General features: G+C 69.3%; 21 protein-coding genes and 1 pseudogene. 11 read left to right on the top strand and 11 right to left on the bottom strand.

Features of this window, described 5'->3' with window-relative positions:
- Positions 1 to 304: 304 nt before the first annotated feature.
- On the top strand, positions 305 to 2,308 hold the full coding sequence (locus I6J71_RS08115) for an APC family permease (RefSeq protein WP_204094161.1): 2,004 nt from the start codon (positions 305 to 307) through the stop codon (positions 2,306 to 2,308).
- Between the two features lie 304 nt (positions 2,309 to 2,612).
- On the top strand, positions 2,613 to 3,842 hold the full coding sequence (locus tag I6J71_RS08110; RefSeq protein ID WP_239154523.1) for a phosphodiester glycosidase family protein: 1,230 nt from the start codon (positions 2,613 to 2,615) through the stop codon (positions 3,840 to 3,842).
- A 101-nt stretch (positions 3,843 to 3,943) separates the two neighbouring features.
- Here the strand turns inward: I6J71_RS08110 and I6J71_RS08105 are convergent, their stop codons facing one another.
- From I6J71_RS08105 to I6J71_RS08090, 4 genes are all read right to left on the bottom strand, one after another.
- On the bottom strand, positions 3,944 to 4,111 hold the full coding sequence (locus I6J71_RS08105) for a hypothetical protein (protein ID WP_239154521.1): 168 nt from the start codon (positions 4,109 to 4,111) through the stop codon (positions 3,944 to 3,946).
- A gap of 150 nt (positions 4,112 to 4,261) precedes the next feature.
- Positions 4,262 to 4,942: a gamma carbonic anhydrase family protein gene (locus I6J71_RS08100; RefSeq protein WP_204094160.1), complete on the bottom strand. Its 681-nt coding sequence runs from the start codon at positions 4,940 to 4,942 to the stop codon at positions 4,262 to 4,264.
- Between the two features lie 156 nt (positions 4,943 to 5,098).
- Positions 5,099 to 6,523 carry a type I glutamate--ammonia ligase gene (gene glnA / locus I6J71_RS08095; RefSeq protein WP_204094159.1) on the bottom strand — a complete coding sequence of 475 codons (1,425 nt, stop codon included), beginning with the start codon at positions 6,521 to 6,523 and terminating at the stop codon, positions 5,099 to 5,101.
- A gap of 47 nt (positions 6,524 to 6,570) precedes the next feature.
- Positions 6,571 to 6,708 carry a hypothetical protein gene (locus I6J71_RS08090; RefSeq protein WP_204094158.1) on the bottom strand — a complete coding sequence of 46 codons (138 nt, stop codon included), beginning with the start codon at positions 6,706 to 6,708 and terminating at the stop codon, positions 6,571 to 6,573.
- Positions 6,709 to 7,058: 350 nt separating this feature from the next.
- Here I6J71_RS08090 and I6J71_RS08085 point away from each other — a divergent pair, with 350 nt between their 5' ends.
- Positions 7,059 to 7,601 (top strand): DinB family protein, encoded by a 543-nt coding sequence (locus I6J71_RS08085; RefSeq protein ID WP_239154519.1) that lies wholly within the window; start codon positions 7,059 to 7,061, stop codon positions 7,599 to 7,601.
- A gap of 90 nt (positions 7,602 to 7,691) precedes the next feature.
- Here I6J71_RS08085 and I6J71_RS08080 read toward each other — a convergent pair whose 3' ends face one another.
- Positions 7,692 to 10,193: an alkaline phosphatase D family protein gene (locus I6J71_RS08080; RefSeq protein WP_204094157.1), complete on the bottom strand. Its 2,502-nt coding sequence runs from the start codon at positions 10,191 to 10,193 to the stop codon at positions 7,692 to 7,694.
- A 374-nt stretch (positions 10,194 to 10,567) separates the two neighbouring features.
- Between I6J71_RS08080 and I6J71_RS08075 the strand changes: the two genes are divergently transcribed.
- The 3 genes from I6J71_RS08075 (at position 10,568) to I6J71_RS08065 (ending at position 13,530) form a co-directional block, all read left to right on the top strand.
- Entirely contained in the window at positions 10,568 to 10,858 is a 291-nt protein-coding gene (locus tag I6J71_RS08075) for an FmdB family zinc ribbon protein (RefSeq protein ID WP_204094156.1), read from the top strand.
- 176 nt (positions 10,859 to 11,034) lie between these two features.
- On the top strand, positions 11,035 to 12,288 hold the full coding sequence (gene fmdA / locus I6J71_RS08070) for a formamidase (protein WP_204094155.1): 1,254 nt from the start codon (positions 11,035 to 11,037) through the stop codon (positions 12,286 to 12,288).
- 81 nt (positions 12,289 to 12,369) lie between these two features.
- Entirely contained in the window at positions 12,370 to 13,530 is a 1,161-nt protein-coding gene (locus I6J71_RS08065; protein ID WP_204094154.1) for an urea transporter, read from the top strand.
- Between the two features lie 62 nt (positions 13,531 to 13,592).
- On the opposite strand, the gene I6J71_RS08060 is transcribed toward I6J71_RS08065, so the two are convergent.
- A complete protein-coding gene (locus I6J71_RS08060) occupies positions 13,593 to 13,820 on the bottom strand; it encodes a hypothetical protein (RefSeq protein WP_204094153.1) in 228 nt (75 codons plus the stop codon).
- Between the two features lie 196 nt (positions 13,821 to 14,016).
- Here I6J71_RS08060 and I6J71_RS08055 point away from each other — a divergent pair, with 196 nt between their 5' ends.
- Entirely contained in the window at positions 14,017 to 14,265 is a 249-nt protein-coding gene (locus tag I6J71_RS08055; protein WP_204094152.1) for a hypothetical protein, read from the top strand.
- A 59-nt stretch (positions 14,266 to 14,324) separates the two neighbouring features.
- Here the strand turns inward: I6J71_RS08055 and I6J71_RS49695 are convergent, their stop codons facing one another.
- Positions 14,325 to 14,456: a hypothetical protein gene (locus I6J71_RS49695; RefSeq protein ID WP_255570802.1), complete on the bottom strand. Its 132-nt coding sequence runs from the start codon at positions 14,454 to 14,456 to the stop codon at positions 14,325 to 14,327.
- A 241-nt stretch (positions 14,457 to 14,697) separates the two neighbouring features.
- Between I6J71_RS49695 and I6J71_RS08050 the strand changes: the two genes are divergently transcribed.
- Both I6J71_RS08050 and I6J71_RS47805 read left to right on the top strand, forming a co-directional pair.
- Positions 14,698 to 15,831: a sodium:proton antiporter gene (locus tag I6J71_RS08050; protein ID WP_239154517.1), complete on the top strand. Its 1,134-nt coding sequence runs from the start codon at positions 14,698 to 14,700 to the stop codon at positions 15,829 to 15,831.
- Between the two features lie 14 nt (positions 15,832 to 15,845).
- Positions 15,846 to 16,268: a hypothetical protein gene (locus I6J71_RS47805; RefSeq protein ID WP_239154515.1), complete on the top strand. Its 423-nt coding sequence runs from the start codon at positions 15,846 to 15,848 to the stop codon at positions 16,266 to 16,268.
- Positions 16,269 to 16,406: 138 nt separating this feature from the next.
- Here the strand turns inward: I6J71_RS47805 and I6J71_RS08045 are convergent, their stop codons facing one another.
- The gene (locus tag I6J71_RS08045) at positions 16,407 to 17,198 is read right to left on the bottom strand and encodes an ABC transporter ATP-binding protein (RefSeq protein ID WP_204094151.1); all 792 of its coding nucleotides are present in this window, start codon (positions 17,196 to 17,198) and stop codon (positions 16,407 to 16,409) included.
- Positions 17,199 to 17,305: 107 nt separating this feature from the next.
- Between I6J71_RS08045 and I6J71_RS08040 the strand changes: the two genes are divergently transcribed.
- On the top strand, positions 17,306 to 17,956 hold the full coding sequence (locus tag I6J71_RS08040; protein ID WP_204094150.1) for a TetR/AcrR family transcriptional regulator: 651 nt from the start codon (positions 17,306 to 17,308) through the stop codon (positions 17,954 to 17,956).
- Between the two features lie 14 nt (positions 17,957 to 17,970).
- Here the strand turns inward: I6J71_RS08040 and I6J71_RS08035 are convergent, their stop codons facing one another.
- From I6J71_RS08035 to I6J71_RS08020, 3 genes and pseudogenes are all read right to left on the bottom strand, one after another.
- A complete protein-coding gene (locus tag I6J71_RS08035) occupies positions 17,971 to 18,471 on the bottom strand; it encodes an amidase family protein (RefSeq protein ID WP_204094149.1) in 501 nt (166 codons plus the stop codon).
- Positions 18,472 to 18,517: 46 nt separating this feature from the next.
- Positions 18,518 to 19,113 (bottom strand): annotated as a pseudogene (locus I6J71_RS08030) (amidase family protein).
- 548 nt (positions 19,114 to 19,661) lie between these two features.
- Positions 19,662 to 20,399, bottom strand: a complete 738-nt coding sequence (locus tag I6J71_RS08020; protein WP_204094146.1) for a polysaccharide deacetylase family protein — start codon at positions 20,397 to 20,399, stop codon at positions 19,662 to 19,664.
- Positions 20,400 to 21,667: 1,268 nt separating this feature from the next.
- Between I6J71_RS08020 and I6J71_RS08015 the strand changes: the two genes are divergently transcribed.
- Positions 21,668 to 24,223 (top strand): Pls/PosA family non-ribosomal peptide synthetase, encoded by a 2,556-nt coding sequence (locus I6J71_RS08015; RefSeq protein ID WP_239154512.1) that lies wholly within the window; start codon positions 21,668 to 21,670, stop codon positions 24,221 to 24,223.
- Positions 24,224 to 24,227 lie beyond the last annotated feature (4 nt).

The raw sequence follows: 24,227 nt of genomic DNA, 5'->3' as shown, positions 1-24,227 counted from the left end.
CCGCCGCCGGCACGCGCAGCGTGCGTCGCTGGACATCCCGCGCAGTTCGGCGAAAACACGAGGGCCGTCCCCGGAGTTCGTCGAGGAGTTCGGCGCGCCGGGGCACGAGATCACGCGCGCGAGGCGGTCGTCGGCCATGGCAGCTCCCCGAACGGCGGTACGCACTCGGCTTCGCCGGGGAAGCTCCGTCGTTGACGCAACCCTGACGATCAACCCCGGTGTGTTGACGGAATCCCTACGTGTTCGCTGATATCTTGACGAAATCTGTACGCCCAGCCCGGCGGTCACGGGGCACGCTCCGTACGTGCCAGCACCCACGTCATGGCTCAAACGGCTGGTGCTCGGGCGGCCGTTCCGGAGCGACACCCTCGGCGAGACGCTGCTGCCCAAGTGGCTCGCGCTGCCGATCTTCGCCAGCGACCCGCTCTCCTCCGTCGCCTACGCGACTCAAGAGATCCTGCTGATCCTCAGCATCGGCGGGCTCGCGTACCTCACCCTCGCGCCGTGGATCGGCTTGGCGGTCGCCGTGCTGCTGACTGTCGTCGTCCTGTCCTATCGGCAGGTCGTGAAGGCCTACCCCAGCGGCGGCGGCTCCTACGAGGTCACCTCACGCAACCTCGGGAGCTCCGCGGGCCTCGTCGTCGCCGGGGCGCTGATGGTCGACTACATCATGACCGTCGCGGTCTCGGTGGCGTCCGGGGTGGACAACATCATCTCCGCCATCCCGGACCTCAACGATTACCGGATTGCCCTGAACCTCGGGTTCATCCTGATTCTGATGGCCATGAACCTGCGCGGCATCCGCGAATCCGGTCGCACCTTCGCCATCCCGACCTACCTGTTCATCGGCGGGGTCATGCTGATGATCGCGCTCGGCCTCGGCCAAGCCGTCGCGGGCCACCCGCCGGTCGCCGAAAGCGCCGGCTACGACGTCCGGCCAGAACAGGTCGGGCTGACCGGCCTCGCACTGGTGTTCCTGCTGCTGCGGTCGTTCTCCTCCGGCTGCACCGCGCTCACCGGCGTCGAAGCGATCTCCAACGGCGTGCCCGCGTTCCGCAGACCCAAGAGCACCAACGCCGCCCGCACCATGACGGCGATGGGCGCGATCGCCGTGGTGATGTTCAGCGGTATCACCGCACTCGCCATGATCAGCCACGTCCGGATCGCCGAGAACACGTGCGACCTGATCGGTTTCGCCGGGAACTGCGAGACCGAACCGCAGCGGACCGTCATCAGCCAGATCGCCGCCGCGGTGTTCGGCGGCGATCATTCGGTGCTGTTCTACTTCATGCAGGCCGCGACCGCGCTGATCCTGATCCTCGCGGCGAACACCGCGTTCAACGGTTTTCCGCTGCTGGCCTCGATCCTGGCGCAGGACCGGTACCTGCCCCGCCAGCTGCACACCCGCGGCGACCGGCTCGCGTTCTCCAACGGCATCGTCGCGCTCGCGGTGATCGCCGGGATCCTGATCTTCGCCTTCGACGGCTCCACCACCCGGCTGATCCAGCTCTACATCCTCGGCGTCTTCACCTCGTTCACGCTGTGCCAGGCCGGCATGATCCGGCACTGGAACCGCGAGCTCGCGACCGCCACCGACACCCGGGCCCGCCTGTCGATGCAGCGGTCCCGGCTGATCAACACCGTCGGCGCGGTGCTCACCGCGGTCGTCCTCGTCGTCGTGCTGATCACCAAGTTCACCCACGGCGCCTACCTGGTCGTCATCGCCATCCCCGCACTCTACGTACTCATGCGCGCGATTCACCGCCACTACACCCACGTCCGCGAAGAACTCCAACCCGACAACGAGAGCGAACTGCTCCCCAGCCGCGTCCACGCCATCGTGCTCGTGTCCACATTGCACAAGCCGAGCCAGCGCGCCATCGCGTTCGCCCGCGCCACCAGACCGGACACCCTCACCGCGATCACCGTCAACGTCGACGACCACGACACCCGCGAACTCCAGCGGCAATGGGAACAACGCGACATGAAGATCCCGCTCAAGGTCATCGAATCGCCCTACCGCGAGATCACTCGGCCGGTCGTGGCCTACGTCAAGAACCTCCGGCGCGCCAGCCCCCGCGACGTCGTGTGCGTCTACATCCCCGAGTACGTCGTCGGCCGCTGGTGGGAAAACGTGCTCCACAACCAGAGCTCGCTGCGGCTCAAGGGCCGGCTGCTGTTCGAGCCCGGCGTGATGGTCACCAGCGTCCCGTGGCAGCTGCGCTCCACGACTCGGCGGGACCTGCAGCGCGTGCGCCCACTGCCCGGCGACATCCGGCGCGGCGTCACCACCCAGCGTCGCTCCTGACGGCTGGTCGCCGGCGTCGCCACCGCGACGGGGTCCTCGTGGCCGCGCACTTCCCCCGAGCTGCCTTGTCGCAGCGACCCGGCCGCGGCGGTGAAATCGAGCCCCGCCAGCGGATCGAGCCGATCAGCCTCCACCGGCAAGGCGATGTACCTGGAGGATGAACGCCCGGGTCATCGCCGCGCGCCGACGTGATCGCCGTACCTGTTCATGTCGGGTTCACGACGACGCACGGGCGCGGTCTCGGCGGGGCCACCAACGACCGGGACAGTGGGTGGGCTCCGATCCGTCTAGAAAGGACCCGCCCATGAGACTGCGCAGATCGTTGGTGGCGCTGACGCTCACCGCGGCTGTGGCCGCAGCCCCGATGACGCTGACGTCGCCGGCGTTCGCGGACACGGCCCTCGACGTGGCCACCAGCGAACAGGTCGCTCCCGGCGTTCGGCTCGAGTCGTTCACGACCAGGTCGGTCAGTGCGGCGGCTGTCCAGGGTGAGCTGCTGACCGTCGACCTGCGCAACCCGCACGTTTCCGTGGACCTCCTGCACCCGCAGTCCGTGGCGCAGGCGAACACGGTGTCCCGGATGGCGAACGCGCAGGGAGCGGTGGCGGGCGTCAACGGCGACTTCTTCAACAACACCGAGGCCCAGCACCCCGGCGTCGCCTTCACCGACTCCTCCGACGGCCCCGAGATCGCCGGCGGACGCGCCCTCAAGGCCGCCGTGCCCAACGGACAGCGGTTCGGGCCCGGCATGCCACCGGGGGTCACCACGCAGGCCGTGCTCGGCGTCGGTGCCGATGGGGTGGGAAGGCTCGGCGTGGCGAGCCTCGAGGGCAGCGTCCGCATCAACTCGACCACCCGGCCGCTGGGCGGGTTGAACCAGTACGCGATCCCGGTCGGTGGCATCGGGGCGTACACCAGCGCGTGGGGTGCGACCTCCCGCGCGCGTTCGGTCTGCGGCACCGACACCACCAGGGGCGCCGCGTGCAGTACGGACGTCGCCGAGGTGACGCTGAGGCTCGGCCGGGTCGTCGCGGTCAGCGGCACCGTCGGCGCCGGCGCGATCGCGCCAGACGAGACCGTGCTGGTCGGGCGCGAGGCCGGCGCGGACGCGCTTCGGTCGCTCACGATCGGCCAGCACGTCGCGGTGCACTACAACCTGTCCACCGGAACCGGGGTCCCCTTCCGATCCGCGGTCGGTGGCTTCCCGATCCTCGAGAACGGCACTGTGGTACCTGGCCAGGACGCCAAGGCCGCCGCGGTGCGGACCGGCGCGGGGTTCAGTGCCGACGGACACGAGATGTTCCTCGTCGCGGTCCAGCCGGCGCCGGGTGTGAGTGGCGGCATGACCACTCCCGAGGTCGCACAACTGCTGCAGCAAGCCGGCGCCGCCAACGCGGTGAACCTCGACGGCGGTGGGTCGACGACACTCGTGGCCTGGGATCCCGGCGCTGACGCCGTCACGGTTCGCAACCGCCCGACCGACGCTGCGGGCGAGCGCTCGGTGGCCAACGGGATCGGGATCTTCGTCAAGTAAAGATCACCCCGGCTGTCTCCGCTCGACGGGGACAGCCGGTCCTCCCGCGTCGCTGCTCGATCCAGGTCACCACCGCGGCCGGGGTGGTGACACGGGGCAAGTCAGGATTTGCGGTAGCTGTCGCGGACTTCCTGCACGTACGGGGCGGGCGCGACGGTGGCCCGGATCCCTACCTGGCGGTGGCGTTCGACACCCGGTTTGGTCGAATTCGGGTCCTCGCCCCACAACACGGTCACCTCAGTGCCGATGTCCGCGGCAACCTGGTCCACGGGCGGTTGAACGGCTCAACCGTCGGCGTCCGAGCAGCCACCCTCGCGGCTTAGAGGACGCCGACGTCTCCGCTCGCACGGACGTTCCCGGCGTCGCGGATGGCACCCCAAGGCCGGTCACGCCGGAAGATTCATCGGGAGCCTGCCTGGTCACACCCGGTCCCTCGGCTCGCCGAGCAGTTCCGGGCTGACGTTCTCGTCGTAGCGGTGCAAGGCGAGCGCCCGCGCGTAGCGTTGCGCGATCCGGGTCATCGCCGGTTCGTCCGGCGCCTCGGTCACGCCGAAGACGGTTCCCCGGTAGTTGAGCGGTTCCATCACCGCGGAGATGCGTTCCCACTGCTGCGGCGGGATCAGCTGGACCGGGTCGCCACCGGCGAACCAGCCGATCGGCACCACTGTTTCCGGCGGTACCACGGTGTTCACGTGCACCACGGCGCCGGCCTCGACATCGGCGCCGGACCCGATGCGCGCACCGTTGTAGATCATCGCACCGGTCGCGACTCGCGCGTTGCTGTCGATGACGCACCCGCTGAGGTGGGTGTGCGGCCCGACCAGCACGTGATCCCCGAGCCGAACCGGATGGCGCCGGGAGCCCCGCAGCACCGCGTGCTCCATGACCACGCAGTGCGCGCCCATCTCGACCGGACCTCCCTCCGCGGTGAGCACGGCGCCGAAGAGGACCCGGCTGTGCGGCCCGACGGTCACCTCCCCGCACAACACGGCTGTCGGGGCGATGTAGACGGACCTGTCAACCCGCGGGTGCCGATGCTGGTGTTCGATGAAGAACGCGCCGCGGCCCACCGGATGCAGGTAGTCCTCGGGAAAGGTCATCGCGGCCTCCGATCGGTGGGCAAGATCGGTACCGGCGGCCGCACCGCGGCTGCGCCGGGTCCGCACCACAGGACGACGCTACGCCCGGCCCGCAGCCGAGCCGGGTCCTCGCGGCCAACAGTTTTTCATCGGCCGCGAGCCGATCCCGGTCACCCCTCACACGTCGTAGTACAACGCGAATTCGAACGGGTGCGGGCGCAACCGCAGCGGGTCGATTTCGTGCTCGCGCTTGAAGTCGATCCAGGTCTCGATCACGTCCGGCGTGAACACGCCACCTTTGAGGAGGAACTCGTGGTCGGTTTCCAACCGGTCGATCACCGCGTCCAGTGATCCGGGGACTTGGGCGACCCCGCGAGCTTCCTCGGGCGGGAGTTCGTAGAGATCCTTGTCGATCGGCTCCGCCGGCTCGATCTTGTTGCGGATCCCGTCGAGTCCGGCCATCACCATCGCGGCGAACGCGAGGTAGGGGTTGCCGGAGGAGTCGGGGCAGCGGAACTCGATGCGCTTGGCCTTGGGGCTGCTGCCGGTGATCGGGATGCGGACGCAGGCGGAGCGGTTGCGCTGGGAGTACACGAGGTTGATCGGTGCCTCGTAGCCGGGGACGAGGCGGTGGTAGGAGTTCACCGTCGGGTTGGTGAAAGCCAGCAGGCTCGGCGCGTGGTGCAGGATGCCGCCGACGTAGTGCCGCCCGATGTCGGACAGGCCGCCGTAACCGGTTTCGTCGTAGAAGAGGGGCCCGTTCTCGTCCCACAGGGATTGGTGGCAGTGCATGCCGGAACCGTTGTCACCGAAGAGCGGCTTGGGCATGAAGGTGACGGACTTGCCGGCCGCCCAGCCGGTGTTCTTCACGATGTACTTGAACAGCTGCAGGTCGTCCGCGGCGTGCAGGAGGGTGTTGAATTTGTAGTTGATCTCGGCCTGGCCGCCGCTGCCGACCTCGTGGTGGGCCTTCTCGACCTCGATCCCGACGTCGGCCAGGTTGCGCACCATCCGGTCGCGCAGGTCGGCGAAGTGATCGAGTGGTGGCACAGGGAAGTAGCCGCCCTTGTACGGGGTCTTGTAACCCTGGTTCCCGCCGGCTTCGTCGGCGCCGGTGTTCCACCAGCCCTCGATCGAGTCGACCTCGTGGAAAGCACCGTTCTCCGTGAAGTCGAACCGGACGGAGTCGAAGATGTAGAACTCGGCCTCCGGCCCGAAGAACGCCCGGTCCGCGATGCTGGATTCGGCGATGTACTGCTCGGCCTTGCGGGCGATGTTGCGCGGGTCGCGGCTGTACGCCTCGTGCGTGAACGGATCGTGCACGAAGAAGTTCATCGCGAGGGTCTTCTGGGCGCGGAACGGGTCGACGCGGGCGGTGACCGGGTCGGGAAGCAGCAGCATGTCCGACTCGTGGATGGACTGGAACCCGCGGACCGAGGAGCCGTCGAAGGCGAGCCCGTCGGTGAAGGAATCCGCTTCGAAGGAGGCGGCCGGGACGGTGAAGTGCTGCATGATGCCAGGCAGGTCGCAGAACTGGATGTCGATGAACCGGACTTCCTCGTCGGCGACGAAGCGCAGGATCTCGTCGGCGTTGGTGAACATGTTCTCCTGTCTCCTTTCGCGGGTGTCGATGACGGCTTGCGGCGAGCTCAGGACACCTGGACGACGCCGGTGAGGAGGCCGAGGACGCTGCCGCGTTCCGACAGCTCGGCGCGTGCCCAATGGTCGGCGCCGGCGCGCGGAGCCGTTCCGGGTGGGCCGCCGAGCGGCCGGGCCAGAGTTGTCACGGGCGCGCACCCCAACCTGTTATCGCTGGGATCGTGGACCAAGTAGGGACTGTCGGCGGCCGGAACCGCGGTTCGGGTCCGGCGAGCCCCACCGCCGGGCGCAGGTGCGCTGGGGAGTGAGTTTACGCTTCTTGCCGGGCAGCACGAGCACCATGCAACCTGGAACGCGCTCTTCGAGCACCCGGTTCATCGGCATCCCGTGCTCGGCGACCGCCCGCACTGGGCGTCGACGGAAACAGCACCGAGCAACGCCGGGCAGCTCGAAGGCGCCCCGCTTGCCGGCTGATCGGCGGCCCGCGCTTTACGCGACCCGACGCACCCACGCGTTCCGCGAATCCCACACACCCGAGGTGATCACGATCCACGAAGTCACAGAACTGCTCCGCGAGTACGACCGGGCGCGCGGCTACACCGACCTGCTGTGGAAGGACCTCACCCCCGACGAGGTGACCTGGCGCCCGCACGAGAACTCCAGCGCGATCGGCTGGCACCTCGGCCACCAAGCTCACGTGGCCCACTTCATGGTCCGCAACCTGACCGCCGCTGAGCCGAGCCCTGACCCCGAACTGGACGGGCTGATGGACTCGGCCAACCCCGAACAGTTCCGCGGCGCACTGCCGACGATCGAGCGGCTCACCGCGTTCCGGGAGACGGTCGCGGAACGGGTCCACGCCCGCCTCGGCGCCATCGCCGACGGCCGCGTCGGCTCCCCCGGCCAGCTCACCGTCGTCGCACAGCACCTGCTGGTCGCGCTGATCAACCACGAATACCAGCACGACCAGTGGATCGGTGAAGTCCGCTCCGAGAACCTCGGTCACCACCTGCCGCCGGACCCCGACACCGGCCGGATCAGCCGGCTCGACGGGTACCTCGTCCTCAACCCCCTCGGCTGAGGCTGACCTCCAGCGTCCCCGCAGCTTCGCGTGGGCCGGCTTCGGGCAGGTGGCGGGTGGCCGGGTCCCGGGCCACCCGCCACCCGGCGGTCAGAGGGCGGCGAGCACGGCGAACGGGTCGGCCGCACCGCCGTTGTCGACGGCGGCGATGCGGCGGGCCAGGGTGAAAGCAGCGCCGGGGGCGAGGGTGATCTGCCGTTGCGTCATGGCCCAGATGCCGCACGCGTAGACAGTGAAGCCGGGCTCGTCGTAGAGGAGGCCGTAGGTCTGGCGGTCGGAGCCGGTCATGCCGAGCCACGGGGCGGTGGGGGTGAAGTCGGCGGGAGCCGACGCCGTGATGGTGCCGTGGCCGGCGACGCCGCTGCGCTGGCCGGTGCCGTCGTGGTCGACGACGTCGCCGAGCCAGAACGTGCGGGCGGCGGTGCCCGTGTTGGTGAACACCGTCGTGGCGCGGACCCACGGCTCGCCGGTGCGCACGCCGAACGTGGTCACCACGCCGATGTCCGCCACCGCGGTGCTCGCGCCGCTCACGCGGACCTCGGTGGGCGAGACCAGTTCGACGGTCGTGGCCCGCACGGTCAGCTGCTGCCACGCGTTGCCGCCGCGGGGCTGCGCCGCCGAGGCGTACGGCAGGTTCATCCAGTCCAGCTGGTCGAGGTGCCCGACGGCGGCGAGGTCGAGCGGTTTGCCGAGCGTGACGCCGGGCAGCTGCGAGTCAGTGCTGCCGGCCGAGATCGCCAGTGCCAGCAGGTCGTTGGCGAGCACGATGTCCGACGCCGTCGCCTGCGAGATCGGGCCCGGCACCGTCCGGCCCTTCGCCGCCGCCGCCACCGATCGCGTGAGCCGGAAATCCACTGTGGACCCACCGGACTCGCCGATGCGCACCGGAGCGCTCGCGAGGTCATAGCCGACCCCGTTCACGCGCACGGTGAACGCGCCGGGCGGGGCGAAGGCGACGTACTCGCCGGCAGGGTTGGTCGTGACGGCGACGAGCCGCGAGCCGTCTTCGCGGTGCACGGCGATCTCGACGTTCGGCAGCGGCTTGCCGCTCCCCCGGTCCGTGACGACGCCGGCCAAGCCGTCGCCGTCGTCGACGCGGTAGGCACCCGGCACGCCATCGCGCACTTCGTAGGCCGCGATGGTGTAGGCGGGCGAGGCGGCGTCGCTCGCGTTGAGCACGATCCGCAGGTCGCTGCGCCACTTCTCAGGCGTGACCTCGCAGCGCACGTACCCGCGGTAGGTCCCGTTGTAGAACTTGACGTGCGGGTTCGCCGCCAGGCCGAGGCGGACGTCGGCGTCCCAGCCGGCCCCGGACGAGATCGACGTGCCCACGAACTCGGTGGCGATCACCGGCGAACGCGGGTCGTCGAAGTCGGTCTTGAGGTCGTTGACCCAGTGCGTGTGCCAGTCGCCGCTCAGCACCACCGGGTTGGCGGGCCGCTCGCGGGCGAGGAAATCGAGGATGCGCGCACGGGCCGGCGGGTAGCCGTCCCACTGGTCCAAGTTGACGATCTTGCCTGGCCCGAGGTCGTAGTCGAACTGCGCCATGATCGTCTGCTGCGCGAGCACGTTCCAGGTGGCCTTCGACGCGGCGAGCCCGTCGAGCAGCCAGCGCTCCTGCTCCGGGCCGGTGAGCGTGCGCCCGGGGTCGAACACCTCGCCGGCCGGCTCCTTGCGGCCGTCGCCCAGCGCCTGGTCGGAGCGGTACTGGCGGGTGTCGAGGATGCTGAACTCGGCGAGCCGGCCGAAGCGCATCCGCCGGTACATCAGCGCATCCGGGCCGTGAGCCTGCTGCTCGGGGCGCATCGGCAGGTGCTCGTAGTACGCCTGGTAGCCGTTGGCGCGCCGCTCGAGGAACGGCCGGCCGTCCCCCGCACCGCCCGCGACGTCGCCGGCGTAGTTGTTCTGGACCTCGTGGTCGTCCCAGGTAAGGAAGAACGGGAAACGAGCGTGCGCCGCGCGCAGGTCGGGCGAGGTCTTGTAGAGCGCGTGCAGCCGACGGAACTCCGCGAGGCTGCCGCCCGTGGTCTCGTAGATGTAGTCGCCGAGGTGCACCACGAAGTCGAGGTCCTGCTCGGCCATGTCCCGGTAGGCCGGGTACGGCCCGCCGGCCCACGACTGGCACGACGCGAACGCGAACCGCATCGCGTCCGGCTTCGCGCCCGGCGCCGGCAGCGTGCGGGTGCGGCCGGTGCGGCTGCGGACGCCGTCCGCGGTGAACCGGTACCAGTACCAGCGATCCGGTGCCAGGTCGGTCGCGAGCACGTGCACGGTGTGCGCCGATTCGGGCACCGCGGTGACCGCGCCGCGGGCGAGCACGTGGCGGAACCCGGCGTCGCGCGCGAGTTCCCACGCCACCTCGACCGGCGCGGCCGGCATGCCGCCCGTCTGCGCGTTCAGCGGGTCGGGGGCGAGCCGGGTCCACAGCACCACGCTCGTGTGATCGGGCTCGCCGGAAGCCACGCCCAGGGTGAAGGGCGCCGGATCGAGCTCGGCGGCCTCCGCCTGCTGCCCGGCACCCAGTGCCACGGCACCGACCGTGCCTCCGGCCAGCGTGAGGAACCGCCGCCGATCCAGGGAAAACGTCGCCATCCGTCCGTCCCGTCCGTTCTGTCGCCCAAACCCGAGCGAGCGTGCAGGACGCGGGTGCCGGGCTGGTGCCCAAGGAGTGAACAAATCCCGTACACCGGACGTCGCGCGAAAACGGGTGGTGTGCCGACACACGACGACGAAGCTCAGGCCCGCCCGGACGCCGGCCGCCGCGAAGCCGCATCCGTCACCGCACGTGGATAAATGGTCTCGCTGCGCACAGTCGTTTTTCGATCAAAGAGCCGCGTTGTGCCTGCATAAATTGACTGGTAGCGTAATTTATTGTCCTGATTTCCCGCTCTTCGGCTCGAGTTGCTGACGATGCGCCGGGGGGCCTGACTTCGGGGAATGAGCGAGCAGTAGGGAGGCTGCGACCCATGGCGACGTACCAATATCGATGCGACCAGGACGGCGTTTTCGAGGTGCGCCTGCCGATGGGGGCGGCCACGCCGCGGTGGACGTGCCCGGAGTGTGGCGGCGAGGCGGCGCGGAGCTACTCCGCGCCGATGCTCGCCCTGGCGCCCCGTGAGCTGGTCACCGAAATCGACCGCGCGGAGAAAACCCGCGACGAACCGGCTGTGGTGACAGCAGTTCCACCTGCTCATGGCCGGACGCGGAGGCCGGCGACAGCGTCGAACCCCGCTCTGCAACGCCTACCTAGACCGTAGGCGCACGCGGCCCAGCCGGCGTCCCTGCCGGGCAATGGCCCGCTTGCTGGGCTGGCGGAGAAGAACTTGCGGCTGATGCCCGGGGTGCTCTGCGGAGCCACCACGCTCCACGTTGCGGAGGTGTTCAGCACCACCAGTGCCGGTCGGGTCACCAACCAAGCCGTTCGGGAGAGGCCATGCCGCAAGTTGTTTTCTCACTCGATTCTTCGAAGAAATTCTCTGATCAGGAAATTGTCGGCCACAACCGGTGGCACGGGGACATTCCCGCACAGGTCCAGGTCAAGCCGGGCGACTCCTTCCGCGTGGACTGCCGCGAATGGTTCGACGGCGCCATCCACAACGACGATTCGGCCGAGGACGTGCTGAACGCACCGCTGCCCAGCGTCCACGTGCTGAGCGGGCCAATCGCCGTAGAAGGGGCCCAGCCGGGTGACCTCCTCATCGTCGACATCCTCGACGTCGGCCCGATCCCGCAGGAGGACTCGGGCCCCCTGGCCGGCCAAGGCTGGGGCTACACCGGGGTTTTCGCCACCAAGAACGGCGGCGGCTTCCTCACGGAGTGGTTCCCCGACGCGTACAAGGTGATCTGGGACTTCAGGGGCGGGATCGCCACGTCGCGGCACGTGCCGGGAGTCGCCTACACCGGCATCGTGCACCCCGGACTGATGGGCACGGCTCCGTCGGCCGAGCTGCTCGCCAAGTGGAACGCGCGCGAGCAGGCACTGATCGACACCGACCCCGACCGGGTGCCTCCGCTGGCGCTGCCCCCGTTGCCGGACTCGGCGATCCTCGGCAGCCTCACCGGAGCCGACTTCGACCGGGTCGCGGCCGAGGCCGCGCGCACCGCACCGCCGCGTGAGAACGGCGGGAACCAGGACATCAAGAACTTCACCAAGGGAACCCGGGTGTTCTACCCCGTCTTCGTCGACGGGGCGAAACTCTCCATGGGTGACCTGCACTTCTCGCAGGGCGACGGAGAGATCACGTTCTGCGGGGCCATCGAGATGGGCGGGTTCATGGACGTGCACGTCGACCTGATCAAGGGCGGCATGGAGACCTACGGCGTCGCCGAGAACGCGATTTTCATGCCCGGCAACGTGAGCCCGCAGTACAGCGAGTGGCTCGCGTTCTCCGGCACCTCGGTCACGCTCGACGGCACCCAGCACTACCTGGACTCGCACCTGTCGTACCAGCGGGCCTGCCTGCACGCCATCGACTACCTGCAGAAGTTCGGCTACAGCGCGATCCAGGCGTACATGATCATCGGCTCGGCGCCGATCGAAGGCAGGCTCTCGGGCGTGGTCGACATTCCCAACTCGTGCTCCACGGTGTACCTGCCCACCGCGATCTTCGACATCGACGTGCGTCCTTCGGCCGGCGGCCCGGCGCAGGTCCAACAAGGAATGAGCGTGCCGACGGCGAGCTTCTGACGCCGTGACCGGGCGGGAGTCCCCGGCTCCCGCCCGGAACGGCGCGTCGGACGACGTACTACCCCGCCGGAGGAGGCGGTCATGACAACGGCACCACCGGAACGCGGCCACCACGGGCCGTGGCGATGGATCAACGGCACCATGCCCGAAGTCGACGAACGAGCGCTGAAGGTCCCCGTGATCGGGTTCATCGAATACTGTCTGCGCGGGATCGGGCAGGTGGTGTTCATGAACAGCCCGATCACGGGCGCGTTCATCCTGCTCGCCGCCTGGCTCCAGGAGCCGTGGCTCGGATTCGGCGCCACGGTCGGCGTGCTGGCCTCGACCCTCGCCGCACTGGCGCTCGGGTTCGACCGCGACGCGATCCACGCGGGGCTCTACGGGTTCAACGGCGTGCTCACCGGGCTCGGCCTGGCCCTGTTCCTCGCGCCGCCGTGGGACGGGATCGTGATCCTCTGGATCATCCTGCTGAGCGCGGCGTCGTCCATCCTGATGGCCGCGCTCGCGGCCTCGTTCGGCGGCGCCTGGGGAGTGCCCCCCTTCACGCTGGCGTTCAACATCACCACGCTGACGTTCCTGATCGCGGCCCTACACCTCACCCGCGGGCGGCTCGGGGACGCGATCGCCCCGGCGGCACCCCAGGTGAACGGGCCCGGCGTGCGGACTTCACTACGAGCGAGCTCCGACGCCATCGGCAACACGGACGTGGTGGCGGTGATCAACGCGATCTTCCGCGGCATCGGCCAGCTGTTCTTCTGCAACAGCATCCTGGCCGGTGTGCTGATCATCGTCGGGATCGCGTTCTGCTCCCGCATCGCCGCGCTCTTCGCGCTGATCGGCTCGGCCGTCGGGATGCTGACCGGCATGGCCCTCGGCGCCGACGGCGTGCTGATCTACAACGGCCTGTGGGGCTTCAACTCCTTCGACGCCGTACTGGCGATCGCCGGGGTCTTCTACGTGCTGACCTGGCGGTCGGCCATCCTCGGTGTGCTCTGCGGGATCGTCACGGCCTTGCTGTTCGGCGCCATCGGGTCGATCTTCGTGCCGTGGGGCCTGCCCGCGCTCACCCTGCCGTTCTGCTTCGGCACGCTGACGTTCGTGCTGATGAAAAACACGTCGAAGTACTTCGAGTGGGTGCCACCCGCGAAGGTCGTCACCCCGGAGGAACACGTGCGGCGCTCGCACGAGGAACACGCCATGGCGGGTTCCGGTGGCTCGCAGGCGAGGCACGGTACCACCTGACGTCATCCCGTTCGACCAACCGAACCGAGCGCCGGGGTGGAGCCGGTGGTGTGCCCACGGTTTCACGCGGGCACACCACGGAAGTGCATCCGACGCTGGGCCATGCGTTCGCTGATCTGCCGCAGCTTCCCCAGCACTTCCGGATCGACCGCGGCCGACGCGGTCTGGGCGTTGACGAGCCGCTGGTAGGCCGCTGAGCCCCTCCTCCGCGTTCCCGCGCAGCCGCGCGGTTTCGGAGCCGATGCCATCGGTGCTTCGGTGAGCATGACGTGGCTTTCTGGTGCGTCCACAATGGATTCCGCGCGCGCCGCTGAACTTGCGCTATCCCTGCCACGCCATAATTTCCGCGGTGCCGAGGTGCCACCTCGGTCAGGCGTAAGGAACCCGCGAAGAAGGCCCGTCCCACCGTCAACGCGCTGTGCCCGCCGCGTCCCCGGGCATCCACAAGGGCCATGGTCACAGGAGCCGAGCACAGACGGGAGCGCCATGCCAGCCGACTCCGACGTCCAGACCACGAACCGGATTCCCGGACACCGAGGCGCGAGCGTGCTGATCAGCCACAGCAGCCACGACGGCGCCGTTTCGGCTCTGGTCGCGCTCGACGGTGCGGTCGTCGACCTGCGCATCACCGAGTCCGCAGCGCTCCGCCCGCCCGGGCAGCTCGCCCACGACATCCTCGGTTGCGTCCGCGCGGCCCAAGAGGTGTTCCGCGGGATCTCCGCTTCCGAGGGCTGACGGCTACGCCCGGTCGCCGATCGCGCCCGCACGAGCCGGCCCGGAGTGCCGGAGGACCGTCACCGGCGGTCGGCCCTGCGGCGGGTCTGGTTCCGTCGGTCGGTGCCCAGCCACCGCTGTGCGCCACGGAGCGCGAGCACGATCAGCAGGAAAACACCGATGAGCATCACCGAGCATTCGAGGCCGTTCACGTCCCACCCTCTCCCGTGCCGCCGCGCGGCGCAGCGAGCGGTGTGTCTCGCCGCGACCGGCCGGCAGCGGGGAAGCACACTTCTTTGACGGTGTGCGGGCGGAACTTGACAGCCCGTTGAGCCCGGCGCACCCGGCGCGGGCCGAATCCGCTCCTCGTCCACCGCGCAACTGCCGTAGGGTTTGCGCCGGATGCGCCGGGAAGTCTGGTCGGCAACGGGAACGGGCGAGGAGAGGCCGATCATGCGCGGGGTCGAGACAGTGCTGTTCCTGGTTGTGATCGCGACCGTCGTCGCGACCTTCGCGATCCGCCTCCGGGTGCCCGCGCCGTCCCTGCTCGTGGTCGCCGGGGTGGTCGTGGGCCTGCTCCCCGGGGTCCCCGCGATCACCGCCACACCCGACGTGATCAGCCTGATCGTGCTTCCTCCACTGCTCTTCGCCGCCGGTGAGGAACTGCCGTGGCGCGACCTGCGCGCCGTCGGCCGGCCGGTCGCGACGCTTGCGGTCGGCCTGGTGCTGCTGTCGGCGGCGGCTGTCGTCGGCGTCGCGGTGGCGGTGACGCCGATGCCGGTCGGCATGGCGTTCGTGCTCGGCGCGATCCTTGCCAGCACCGACCCGGTCGCGGTCACCGCGCTGGCTCGCCGGCTCGCGCTGCCGCCCCGGGTGCAGGCGCTCATTCAGGCCGAAAGCCTCTTCAACGACGCGACCAGCCTCCTGCTGTTCCGTGTCGCGTTGTTCATGGTCGTCGCCGGAGGCGCCGTGTCCTGGGGCCGGACCGCGGGCGAGTTCGCCCTGCTCGCCGGCGGCGGCCTGATCGTCGGGCTGCTGATCGCGGCCGGTGCCTTCATCATCCGGCGACGCACGGAGGACCCGGTACTGGAAGCGGTCGTTTCCCTGGTCACGCCCTACGCGGCGTACGTGCTCGCCGAATCCGTCGGCGGGTCGGGCGTGACCGCGGTCGTCGTCGCGAGCGTACTGCTCGGCACGCAGGCGGAACGGCTGACCACCGCACGGATCCGGATCCAGGTCGGCGCCGTCTACGACACCGTCGTGTTCCTGCTCGAAAGTGTCGTCTTCGCCCTGATCGGGCTCCAGCTGCCCGCCCTGGTCCGGCGAGTCGCCGGAAGCAGTCCGTGGTGGCTGCTCCAAGGGCTCGCGCTCGCCGCGGCGCTCGTGCTCGTCCGGCTGGTTCTGGTGTTCGTGCTCTCCGCGCTGCGCCAACGCCGCGGTGGGCAGCGGATCTCGTGGCAGGTGCCCGCGGTCGTCTCGTGGGCCGGAGCCCGGGGCGTCGTCCCGCTCGCCGCTGCCTTGTCACTCCCCCCGTCTTCGCGCTCGACGGTGCCCTGCTGCCCTCCCGCGACCTGGTCCTCCTGCTGACCACCACGGTCATCGTGCTCACCCTCGTCGTGCAGGGCTTCACGCTCGCGCCGCTCGTCCGCCGGTCCGGCATCGCCCTCGACCCCGCCGACGTCCGGCAGGAGCAGACCCGCGCCCGGCTGCGACTCGCCGAAGCCGGTCTGAGCCACCTCGAGCACCTCGCCGAAACCGAATCCGCCCCGCCCTTCGTGCTCGACCAGCTCCAGGCCGGCTGGCGAGCCCGCATCGCCCGGATCCGCCTCGACGAGGACACCGCACCGGCCGACACCACCCGCTACGACGCCTACCGCGCGCTGCGGAGAGAAACCCTCGACGTCGAAGCAGCCGAACTCACGAGGCTCTTCGACCTCGGCACCATCACCGACACCACCCGGCGCCGCATCCAGCGCCTGCTCGACCTCGAACACGCCGGCCTGGGAGACGACGAGCAGCAGTGAGCCTCCGGTCAGCTGTCGCGGGGCGACGCTGCTCGGGATGCGCGACGGAACCCCGCTCGCCTCGGGTTCGGTCGCGAAGCTCACGTCGTTGGCCTTTTACCGGCGTTGAGCGCTGATCCGAACAGCGCGCGACCGTCGTCAACAGCGGGCGTCGTCGGTGGGGGTCGCGACTTCCGCGGTCTGGCCAAGGGTGCGGCGCCCGCGTTTGCAGGTCGTGAGGACCTCACGCACGGAGCCGCTCATGCGGATGCGACCTTCGTCCATCCAGAAGGCGCTGGTGCACAGGTCTGTGAGCAGTTCGTCGGAGTGGGAGGCGAACACCAGCACACCTGAGCGGCGAGCGAGGTCCACCAGTCGTTGGCGTGCCTTGGCCATGAACGCCGCGTCGACCGCGCCGAGGCCTTCGTCGAGGACGAGGATCTCGGGGTCGATGGTGGTCACCACACCGAGAGCGCGCCGCACACGCATACCCGCGGAGTAGGTGCGCAGGGGCAGGTGCAGGTAGTCGCCGAGTTCGGTGAACTCCGCGATGTCCTCGACCCGCTTCTCCATCTGCTTGCGGGTCATGCCGAGGAACAGACCACGGATCAGGATGTTCTCGCGGCCGGACACTTCCGGGTCCAGGCCCACCCCGAGGTCGAACACCGGCGCAATCCGGCCGACGACGCGGGTACTGCCCCGGGTCGGCTCGTAGATGCCCGACAGCAGCCGCAGGAGGGTCGACTTGCCGGCGCCGTTGTGCCCGACCAGCCCGACCCGGTCGCCGTCGCGCAGGGACAAGGTGATGTCCTGCAGCGCCTCGATGATCGGCACCTTCGCTGCCGTGCCGATCTTGCCGCCGACCTTGCCCAGCACCCGCTTCTTGAGCGAGCGCGTCTTGGCGTCGAAGATCGGAAAATCGACGTAGGCACCTTCCACCTCGACGCTCACCGTGCTGCCGCCCACCCCTTCAGCCCACCCGCCAAATGCGAACGGAAATTATCATTCTCCTCCACGGGACCGTTGGCCGCCCCGCGGCGGGAGGTAACGTGCGGCCGGTGAGTGAGCAGATCGTCGAGCAGGGTTTTCGCCCTCCCCAGCAAGCTCGCAGCCGGGCGTCCCTGCAGAAGGTGCTGGCCGCCGCCGAGCACGTACTGGCCGCCGGTGGCTTCGACGAGTTCACCGTCGCGGCGGTGGCCGAGCGGGCCGGCGTGTCGGTGGGAGCGATCTACCGCCGGTTCTCGGGCAAGGACCAGCTGCTGTACGCCGTCAAAGACCAACTGCTCGGGCAGCTGGAGACCAGCGTGGGCGAAGCGCTTCGCTCGTCGGCGCCTGGGCTGCGCGAGGTCGTCGGCGCGTTCGCCGCGGCGCTGGCGGGCACCTTCGCCCACCACGACCGGATCTTCCCGGAGTTGCTCGACGGCCAGCGCGCCGAAGGACGCGAACGCGGCCTGCAAGCACTGGCCGCGATCCAGCAGGCCCTCGTCGACGCCGCGCGGCCGTGCCTCGATGAGGTCCGGCGGCCGGATCGCGCGCCGGCGGTGCGGATGGCCGCGCGAACCATCATCGGCTCGTGTGTGCACCGCGCCGCCACACGGCGGTTCTGGGGAGATGGCCTGTCCTGGACCACATGGGCCGCCGAGACGACCGAGATGGCGCTGGCCTACCTGACTTCGCCCGAGCACCCGGAATCACGGCGGCCGGGGTAGCCACGCCGGCGGTCTCACCGGATGACGACTCCCGGCCGTCGCGGTGGAGGTGGGAGGCGTCGTTCGGCGGACGATTGACGTTCGATCGCGAGGCCGGCGGAGAGCAGCGTGTTCTCGGCGCACGGGGGGCCGAGGAGTTGCACACAAAGCGGCAGTCCGGATTCCGTGCGGCCGGCGGGGAGCTGCAGGGCGGGGAAGCCCGTGACGTTTGCGGGGATGCAGAAGCGGGTGTAGGCCTCCGACGCGCCCTCGACGAGGCCATCAGGCCAGCGGATGTACGGGTCGGAGCGCGGGTCGGCGGGTGCGGAGACCGTGGGGGTCAGCAGGAAGTCGATGCGCTCGAACAGCTGCTTGAACCGGCTGCGGACCGCGGTCCGCAGCCGCTGGGCGTTGATGTAGTCGGTGGCGAGGATCGCTTCGCCCACCTCGGTCAGCAGGCGGACGTCGTCTCCGGACAAGTCGGGGGTGCGTCGCAGCGTGTGGGACTGGTAGGCGCTCGCCTCGGCGGTCAGCATCCACTCGACGACGGGATTGCATCCGGTTCGGGGATCACCACGGGGATCAGCTCCGCTCCGGCAGCTGCCGGCCTCGCCGCCGCGGTGGCGGCCGCCCGGGGTCACAGCGTTCGGTGAAGTAGTTCTCCGGGATCCCGACGCGCAGGCCGGTGACGCCGTCGTCCGGCTGCGCGCGGAACGCTGCTGACGGCCCGGCGGTGCCGGTATCGCGAGGATCCGGGCCGGCGAGGACCGCCAAGATCCACGCGGTGGCCTGGACGTTCCGCGTGATCGCACCGACGTGGTCCAGCGCCCACGACAACGGAGTCACCCCGAACCGGGAAACGCGGCCGTACGCCGGTTTCAACCCGACGGCGCCGCACACCGCGGCCGAGATGCGGACCGAACCGGCGGTGTCCGTCCCCAGCGCCACGTGCACGATGCCGCGCCGACGGCGGCAGCTGATCCGCCGCTGGAACCGCCGGGGATCCTCGTCAGGTCCCACGGGTTGGCCGTGCCGGGAGTGGTGCCACCGTGCGCGAACTCGTGCGTGGTGGTCTTCCCCACGATCGGCAGTCCGGCCGCGAGCACCCGCTCGACGGCCGCCGCGTCCCGGTCCGGCACGTGGTCCGCACGCACCGCGGAGCCGGCCGCGGTCAGCACTCCGCGAGTGTCGAACGAAGCCTTCACCGCGACCGGGATTCCATGCAGGGGCCCGAATCTTCGCCAGGACGCGATCACCGCGGGCCTGCGCGAGGAAGGACTCCGCGGTCACCGTCGCGAAGGCGGGCAGTTCAGGCTCCCAGGCGGCGAGGCGCGTCAGCGTGTGGTCCGCCAGTTCCACCGGGCTGACCTCACGAGCGGCCGCCACCGCCGAGAGCACGGACAGCGGCTGATCGAGCAGTTCCGAACTCACGCAGGCCCCTCCCCTTCGCCGGCCGACATCGCCTAGGGCATCGTGTCGCCGAGCTCGTACCGGCTCGCCGCGCGGCTCAGCTCGATGATTTCGAGGGCGGCACACGGAAAATCACGGACCTTGCGGGTGATCGCCGGCACCCCGGCGTTGTCCAGCAGGGCTGCGAGGCGCGCCGGCGGACCACCGGGTTCGGCTCATGACGCCGCTCCGGCCACACCGGGTCCACCCGACCCGTGACGCCGGCCTGGACGCCCCTGCTCCGCCGCGGTCCACGCGGCGAGGACGACCGTCGCGATCACGCGCACCGGAGTGGGCGACGTTGCCATTGAATATCCCTTCGGAGTGAGGGACGCCGTGACGGCGTGAAACCCTGGTCGTGAAACCGGTCGATCTCCCGGCGGTCGGCCGCGGGGCCTTCCGCGAGGTACCACTCGGCGATCCGGTCGGAGTCCGCGTACCACACGTCCGGGTGGCCGCTGATCACGGCGAGCGCCTCGGCCAGGGCCTTGGCGCGGAAGGGCTGACCGACCAGGAACGGGTGGAGTGACAGCGCGGACACCGCACCCGGTTCCGCTGATTGCTCGCGCAGCGTCGCGAACTGGTCCGCGACCAGCTGCGTGAACGCGCTCGGCGGTAGCCCTTGATCGACGAACACGGGGATGTCGTCGATTTCGATGGAGTACGGCACGGACGCGAACGGCACGCCGGACGAAACCTCGACCGGGAAGGGGAAATCGTCCGCGATCCAGTCCAGCGAGTACGTGAACCCGAGCTCGGCGAGGAGGTCGACGGTGTGCTCGGTCTGCGTGAGCACCGGCCCCAGCCACCCCCGCGGGGCCGCCCCGGTCGCCTCGGTGGGCACGTCACGGATGGCGATCAGCTCCGCCCGCTCCGTGGCCAGGTCCATTCCCGTCCACAGCCGGCTGTTCGTGCGGCCGTGGCCCAGGAAGGCCCAGCCCCGTGCGGGGCCGGCGGCGACGATCTCGGGGTACCGCTCGGCCGCGTCTGAGTTCAGCAGCGCCGAGACGGGCATCGTGCTCGTCGATCGCGCGAAGCGGCCGCCAGGAGCCGACTCGGCCCCCGTAATCGCGCCAGCCGTGGTTCAGCGGGTCGACCGGCAGCGGCGCGGTCACCGTCGTCCGGTTCGTCGAGGGACGGCCGGGTTCGAAGTGCTCGACCTCGACCGGATCAGGCGGCTTTCTGGCGTGCCGAGAAGCTACCACCGAGTTCGATAAAGCGAAACCATACTCCTGTATTCCAAAACAGATTCGACGACGGAGGGAAAGTTTCAGTCCGCTCGGATAGCCACGCAGCCAGCAGCCTCGGCTTCCCCACCGCGAACAGACCTGCCAGCTCAACACACCGGTGCACACGCGCAGTGACGAACACGCACAGCGATCGACGCGGCCGTTCGCAAGCACGTCGCCCGACGGCCGGATGATCGGGCACACCGCGGTGAAGACCACTTTTCAGGACACCGTCGACTGCCACCGGACGGCCGCATCGCCGGGCCCGAACGACGGGCGCGTTACCTCGACTTCGGGCAAAAATTGGGACGGGGGCACTCGTTCCCGACTGTCGGCACGGAAGATCAGTATCGACTCCCACGTTGTCGCACCGGGTGGTCAGGCGTACGCGGTCCGCGCGGCGCCCACCGCGATCGCCGAAATCAAGTCCACGTCAAGTCAAGGAATAAGCGTCCCTCGACGAGTTTGGAGCATTTCATCCACGGCACGCACCTCGCACAGTCCGGCCAGCTTCGAAATCGGTAGATCAAGTTCAGGAATGGTTGTGACAACGAGACCGCGACCCTGAAACGCGAACCCCGGAATAAGCGAGCGTGGTCAGTCGGCGACGCTGCGCGGTTGCGCGACCCGCGGGTCGACACCGGACGCGACCACCTCGCCACACTGGGCTAAATCCTTGGCAGTTCAGGAAAACCAAGGATGCTCAAGCCCGCGCGAACGTGCCCGTCCACGAGAAAGGTCGACACCACGGAAAACGCTCTCGGGACTCGATGAGCCGCGCGTCGTAATGTGTCCGTAAGGGCGGGTTCGGTTTCGATGACGCGTCCGTGAGTATTAGGGTGGGTGTCGCACCACCCCGAAACGACGCCGGCATGGCTGGCCGGTCCTGCAAGAGAGGTGGGGGTGACAACGTGGCGGGAAAAAGCAGAGCCGGAGCCCGGGCAAATCCGACGAGTTCCTGACGGACGGTCGGACTGAATCTCGACGGGGGTACGGCAAACACGCCATCACCGCGGCTCGCACCGAGCGCGTCTACACCGAGGTGCTCGCGACCGTGGCGAAGGTCGATCGAGTGGCGGCCGAGAGCCACTTCTTCGACGACCTCGGCGCCAACTCGCTGGTGATGGCCCACTTCTGCGCCCGGGTGCGCAAGCGCGCCGACGTGCCGTCGGTGTCGATGAAGGACGTCTACGCCAACCCCACAGCCCGCAGCCTCGCGACCGCGCTCACCGACGACGAGTCCGCGATGGCGGAACTCGCGGTCGTGGTGACCGACCGTGACCGGACTCCGGCACACACCGAAGAGCAAGCCGCCCCCCGGCGCGCCGGGGCGGGGTGGTACATCCTCTGCGGATTGCTCCAGTTCCTGACTTTCCTGGGTTATTCCTACCTCGCCGCGATCCTCGTGGTGCGCGGAACCTCCTGGGTCTACGCCGCGCCCACCCTGCTGGACCTCTACCTCCGGCTGGTGCTGTTCGCCAGCGCGAGCTTCATCGGCTTGTGCCTCCTGCCGATCGTGGCGAAATGGGTGCTCATCGGCCGGTGGAAGCCACAGCGGATCCGCGTGTGGACGCTGGGCTACTTCCGGTTCTGGCTCGTCAAGACGCTGGTGCAGCGCAATCCGGTGGCCCTGCTGTTCCAGGGCTCGCCGTTGTACACCCTCTACCTGAAGGCCCTGGGAGCGAAGATCGGCCGTGGTGTCGCGATCTTCTCCCGCAACGTGCCCGTGTGCACCGACCTGCTGACGATCGGTGAAGGCTCGGTGATCCGCAAGGACTCGTTCTTCACCGGCTACCGGGCCGAGGCCGGAGTGATCCAGACCGGGCCGGTGACCATGGGCAAGGACGTGTTCGTGGGCGAGCTGTCGGTGCTCGACATCGACTCTTCGATGGGCGACGGGGCTCAGCTGGGGCACGTCTCGTCGCTGCACCCCGGGCAGGCGGTGCCCGCCGGCGAGCACTGGCACGGGTCGCCGGCCCTGCGCACCGAAGCGGACTACCGCGGGGTCGGCCCCGCGCGCTGCGGCATGCTGCGCCGGTTCTGCTACGGCGTCTCGCAGCTGCTGACCATGCTGCTGCTCTACCTGCCACTGGCCATCGGCGGAGTGGATCTGCTACTCGCCAAGGTCCCGCGGCTCTCGTCGGCGCTCAGCACCCCCGTGCTTTCCCTCGGGAGCTGGCAGTTCTACCGCGACGCCGTGGTGGTCACACTCGTGATCTTCTTCGGGGTTTCGCTGGTCGGGCTGCTCTTCATCGCCGTCGTCCCGCGCGTGCTCAACCTCGCGCTGAAGCAGGACAAGGTCTACCGCCTCTACAGCCTGCGCTACTCGATCCTGCGGGCGATCCGGTTGATCAGCAACTTCAAGTTCTTCCTGACCGTGTTCGGTGACAGCTCGGCGATCGTGCACTACCTGCGTTACCTCGGCTACCGGATGCCCGACGTCGAGCAGACCGGCTCGAACTTCGGCACCGGGGTCAAGCACGAGACGCCGTTCCAGAGCACCGTCGGCAGCGGCACGATGGTGGCGGACGGGCTGTCGGTGGTCAACGCCGACTATTCGAGCACGTCGTTCAAGGTGTCGCGGACGGCCATCGGCGGGCACAACTTCCTGGGCAACATGGTCGTCTACCCGTCCGAAGGGCGGACCGGGGAGAACTGCCTGCTCGCCACGAAAGTCCTGGTGCCCGTCGACGGCCCGGTCCGCGAGAACGTCGGGCTGCTGGGCTCACCGAGCTTCGAGATCCCTCGCACGGTGGCGCGGGACCACCAGTTCGACCACTTGAGAACCGGTGACGAGCTGCGCCGCCGGCTGGCCGCGAAGAACCGGCACAACGCCGTCACCGCGTTGATGTTCCTGCTGGTGCGCTGGTTCTACTTCTTCGGCATCACGATGCTGGGCTGGCTCACGGTGGACCTCTTCCCGCGGTTCGGGGTGTCGGCGGTGGCGCTGGCCTCGGTTGCCACGCTGCTGTTCAGCGCCCTGTTTTTCACGCTGGTGGAACGCGCGTCCATCGTGATCCACCCGCTGCGGCCGCTGTACTGCTCGATCTACGACATCCGCTTCTGGCGGCACGAGCGGTTCTGGAAGGCGGCGGCGTCCACGGTGTACGTCCAGGCCTTGAACGGCACGCCGTTCAAGAACCTGGCGTGGCGGCTGCTGGGGGTCAAGGTCGGCCGGCGCGTGTTCGACGACGGCGCGGGCATGCCGGAGAAAACGCTCGTGACGCTCGGCGACGAGGCCACCCTCAACGCCGGCTGCCACGTCCAGTGCCACTCCCAGGAGGACGGTGCCTTCAAGGCCGACCGCATCGTCGTCGGCGCGCGTTCCACCGTCGGCGTCGGTGCGTGGGTCCACTACGGAGCGACGGTCGGCGAGGACGCGGTCCTCGCCGCCGATTCCTTCCTGATGAAGGGAGAAGACGTCCCGCCGCACACCCGGTGGGAAGGCAACCCGGCCAGGGAGATCGGCACCGGTCGGCCGAGAGGGGAACGGGACGAAGCACTCCGGCTGGGTGGCAGGCATCGCCGGCCGCCGGAAGGCAACGGACAGGCGAACGGGAATTTCACCACCGTCAACGGAAAGCGACCGGCCGGCCTGTTCAGACGGTAGTGGA

Source organism: Amycolatopsis sp. FDAARGOS 1241 (genome assembly GCF_016889705.1).
Classification (GTDB): domain Bacteria; phylum Actinomycetota; class Actinomycetes; order Mycobacteriales; family Pseudonocardiaceae; genus Amycolatopsis.
This window is presented reverse-complemented; position numbering and strand designations above follow the sequence as displayed.

What these genes read in the sequence shown, in the direction of transcription:
- fmdA (WP_204094155.1), top strand. Translation starts at nt 11,035, where the DNA reads ATGCCGCAAGTTGTTTTCTCACTCGATTCTTCGAAGAAATTCTCTGAT.
- I6J71_RS08100 (WP_204094160.1), bottom strand. Translation starts at nt 4,942, where the DNA reads ATGACCTTTCCCGAGGACTACCTGCATCCGGTGGGCCGCGGCGCGTTC.
- I6J71_RS08110 (WP_239154523.1), top strand. Translation starts at nt 2,613, where the DNA reads ATGAGACTGCGCAGATCGTTGGTGGCGCTGACGCTCACCGCGGCTGTG.
- I6J71_RS08075 (WP_204094156.1), top strand. Translation starts at nt 10,568, where the DNA reads ATGGCGACGTACCAATATCGATGCGACCAGGACGGCGTTTTCGAGGTG.
- I6J71_RS08020 (WP_204094146.1), bottom strand. Translation starts at nt 20,399, where the DNA reads ATGCCCGTCTCGGCGCTGCTGAACTCAGACGCGGCCGAGCGGTACCCC.
- glnA (WP_204094159.1), bottom strand. Translation starts at nt 6,523, where the DNA reads ATGTTCACCAACGCCGACGAGATCCTGCGCTTCGTCGCCGACGAGGAA.
- I6J71_RS08050 (WP_239154517.1), top strand. Translation starts at nt 14,698, where the DNA reads ATGCGCGGGGTCGAGACAGTGCTGTTCCTGGTTGTGATCGCGACCGTC.
- I6J71_RS08080 (WP_204094157.1), bottom strand. Translation starts at nt 10,193, where the DNA reads ATGGCGACGTTTTCCCTGGATCGGCGGCGGTTCCTCACGCTGGCCGGA.
- I6J71_RS08055 (WP_204094152.1), top strand. Translation starts at nt 14,017, where the DNA reads ATGCCAGCCGACTCCGACGTCCAGACCACGAACCGGATTCCCGGACAC.
- I6J71_RS08065 (WP_204094154.1), top strand. Translation starts at nt 12,370, where the DNA reads ATGACAACGGCACCACCGGAACGCGGCCACCACGGGCCGTGGCGATGG.
- I6J71_RS08035 (WP_204094149.1), bottom strand. Translation starts at nt 18,471, where the DNA reads ATGCTGACCGCCGAGGCGAGCGCCTACCAGTCCCACACGCTGCGACGC.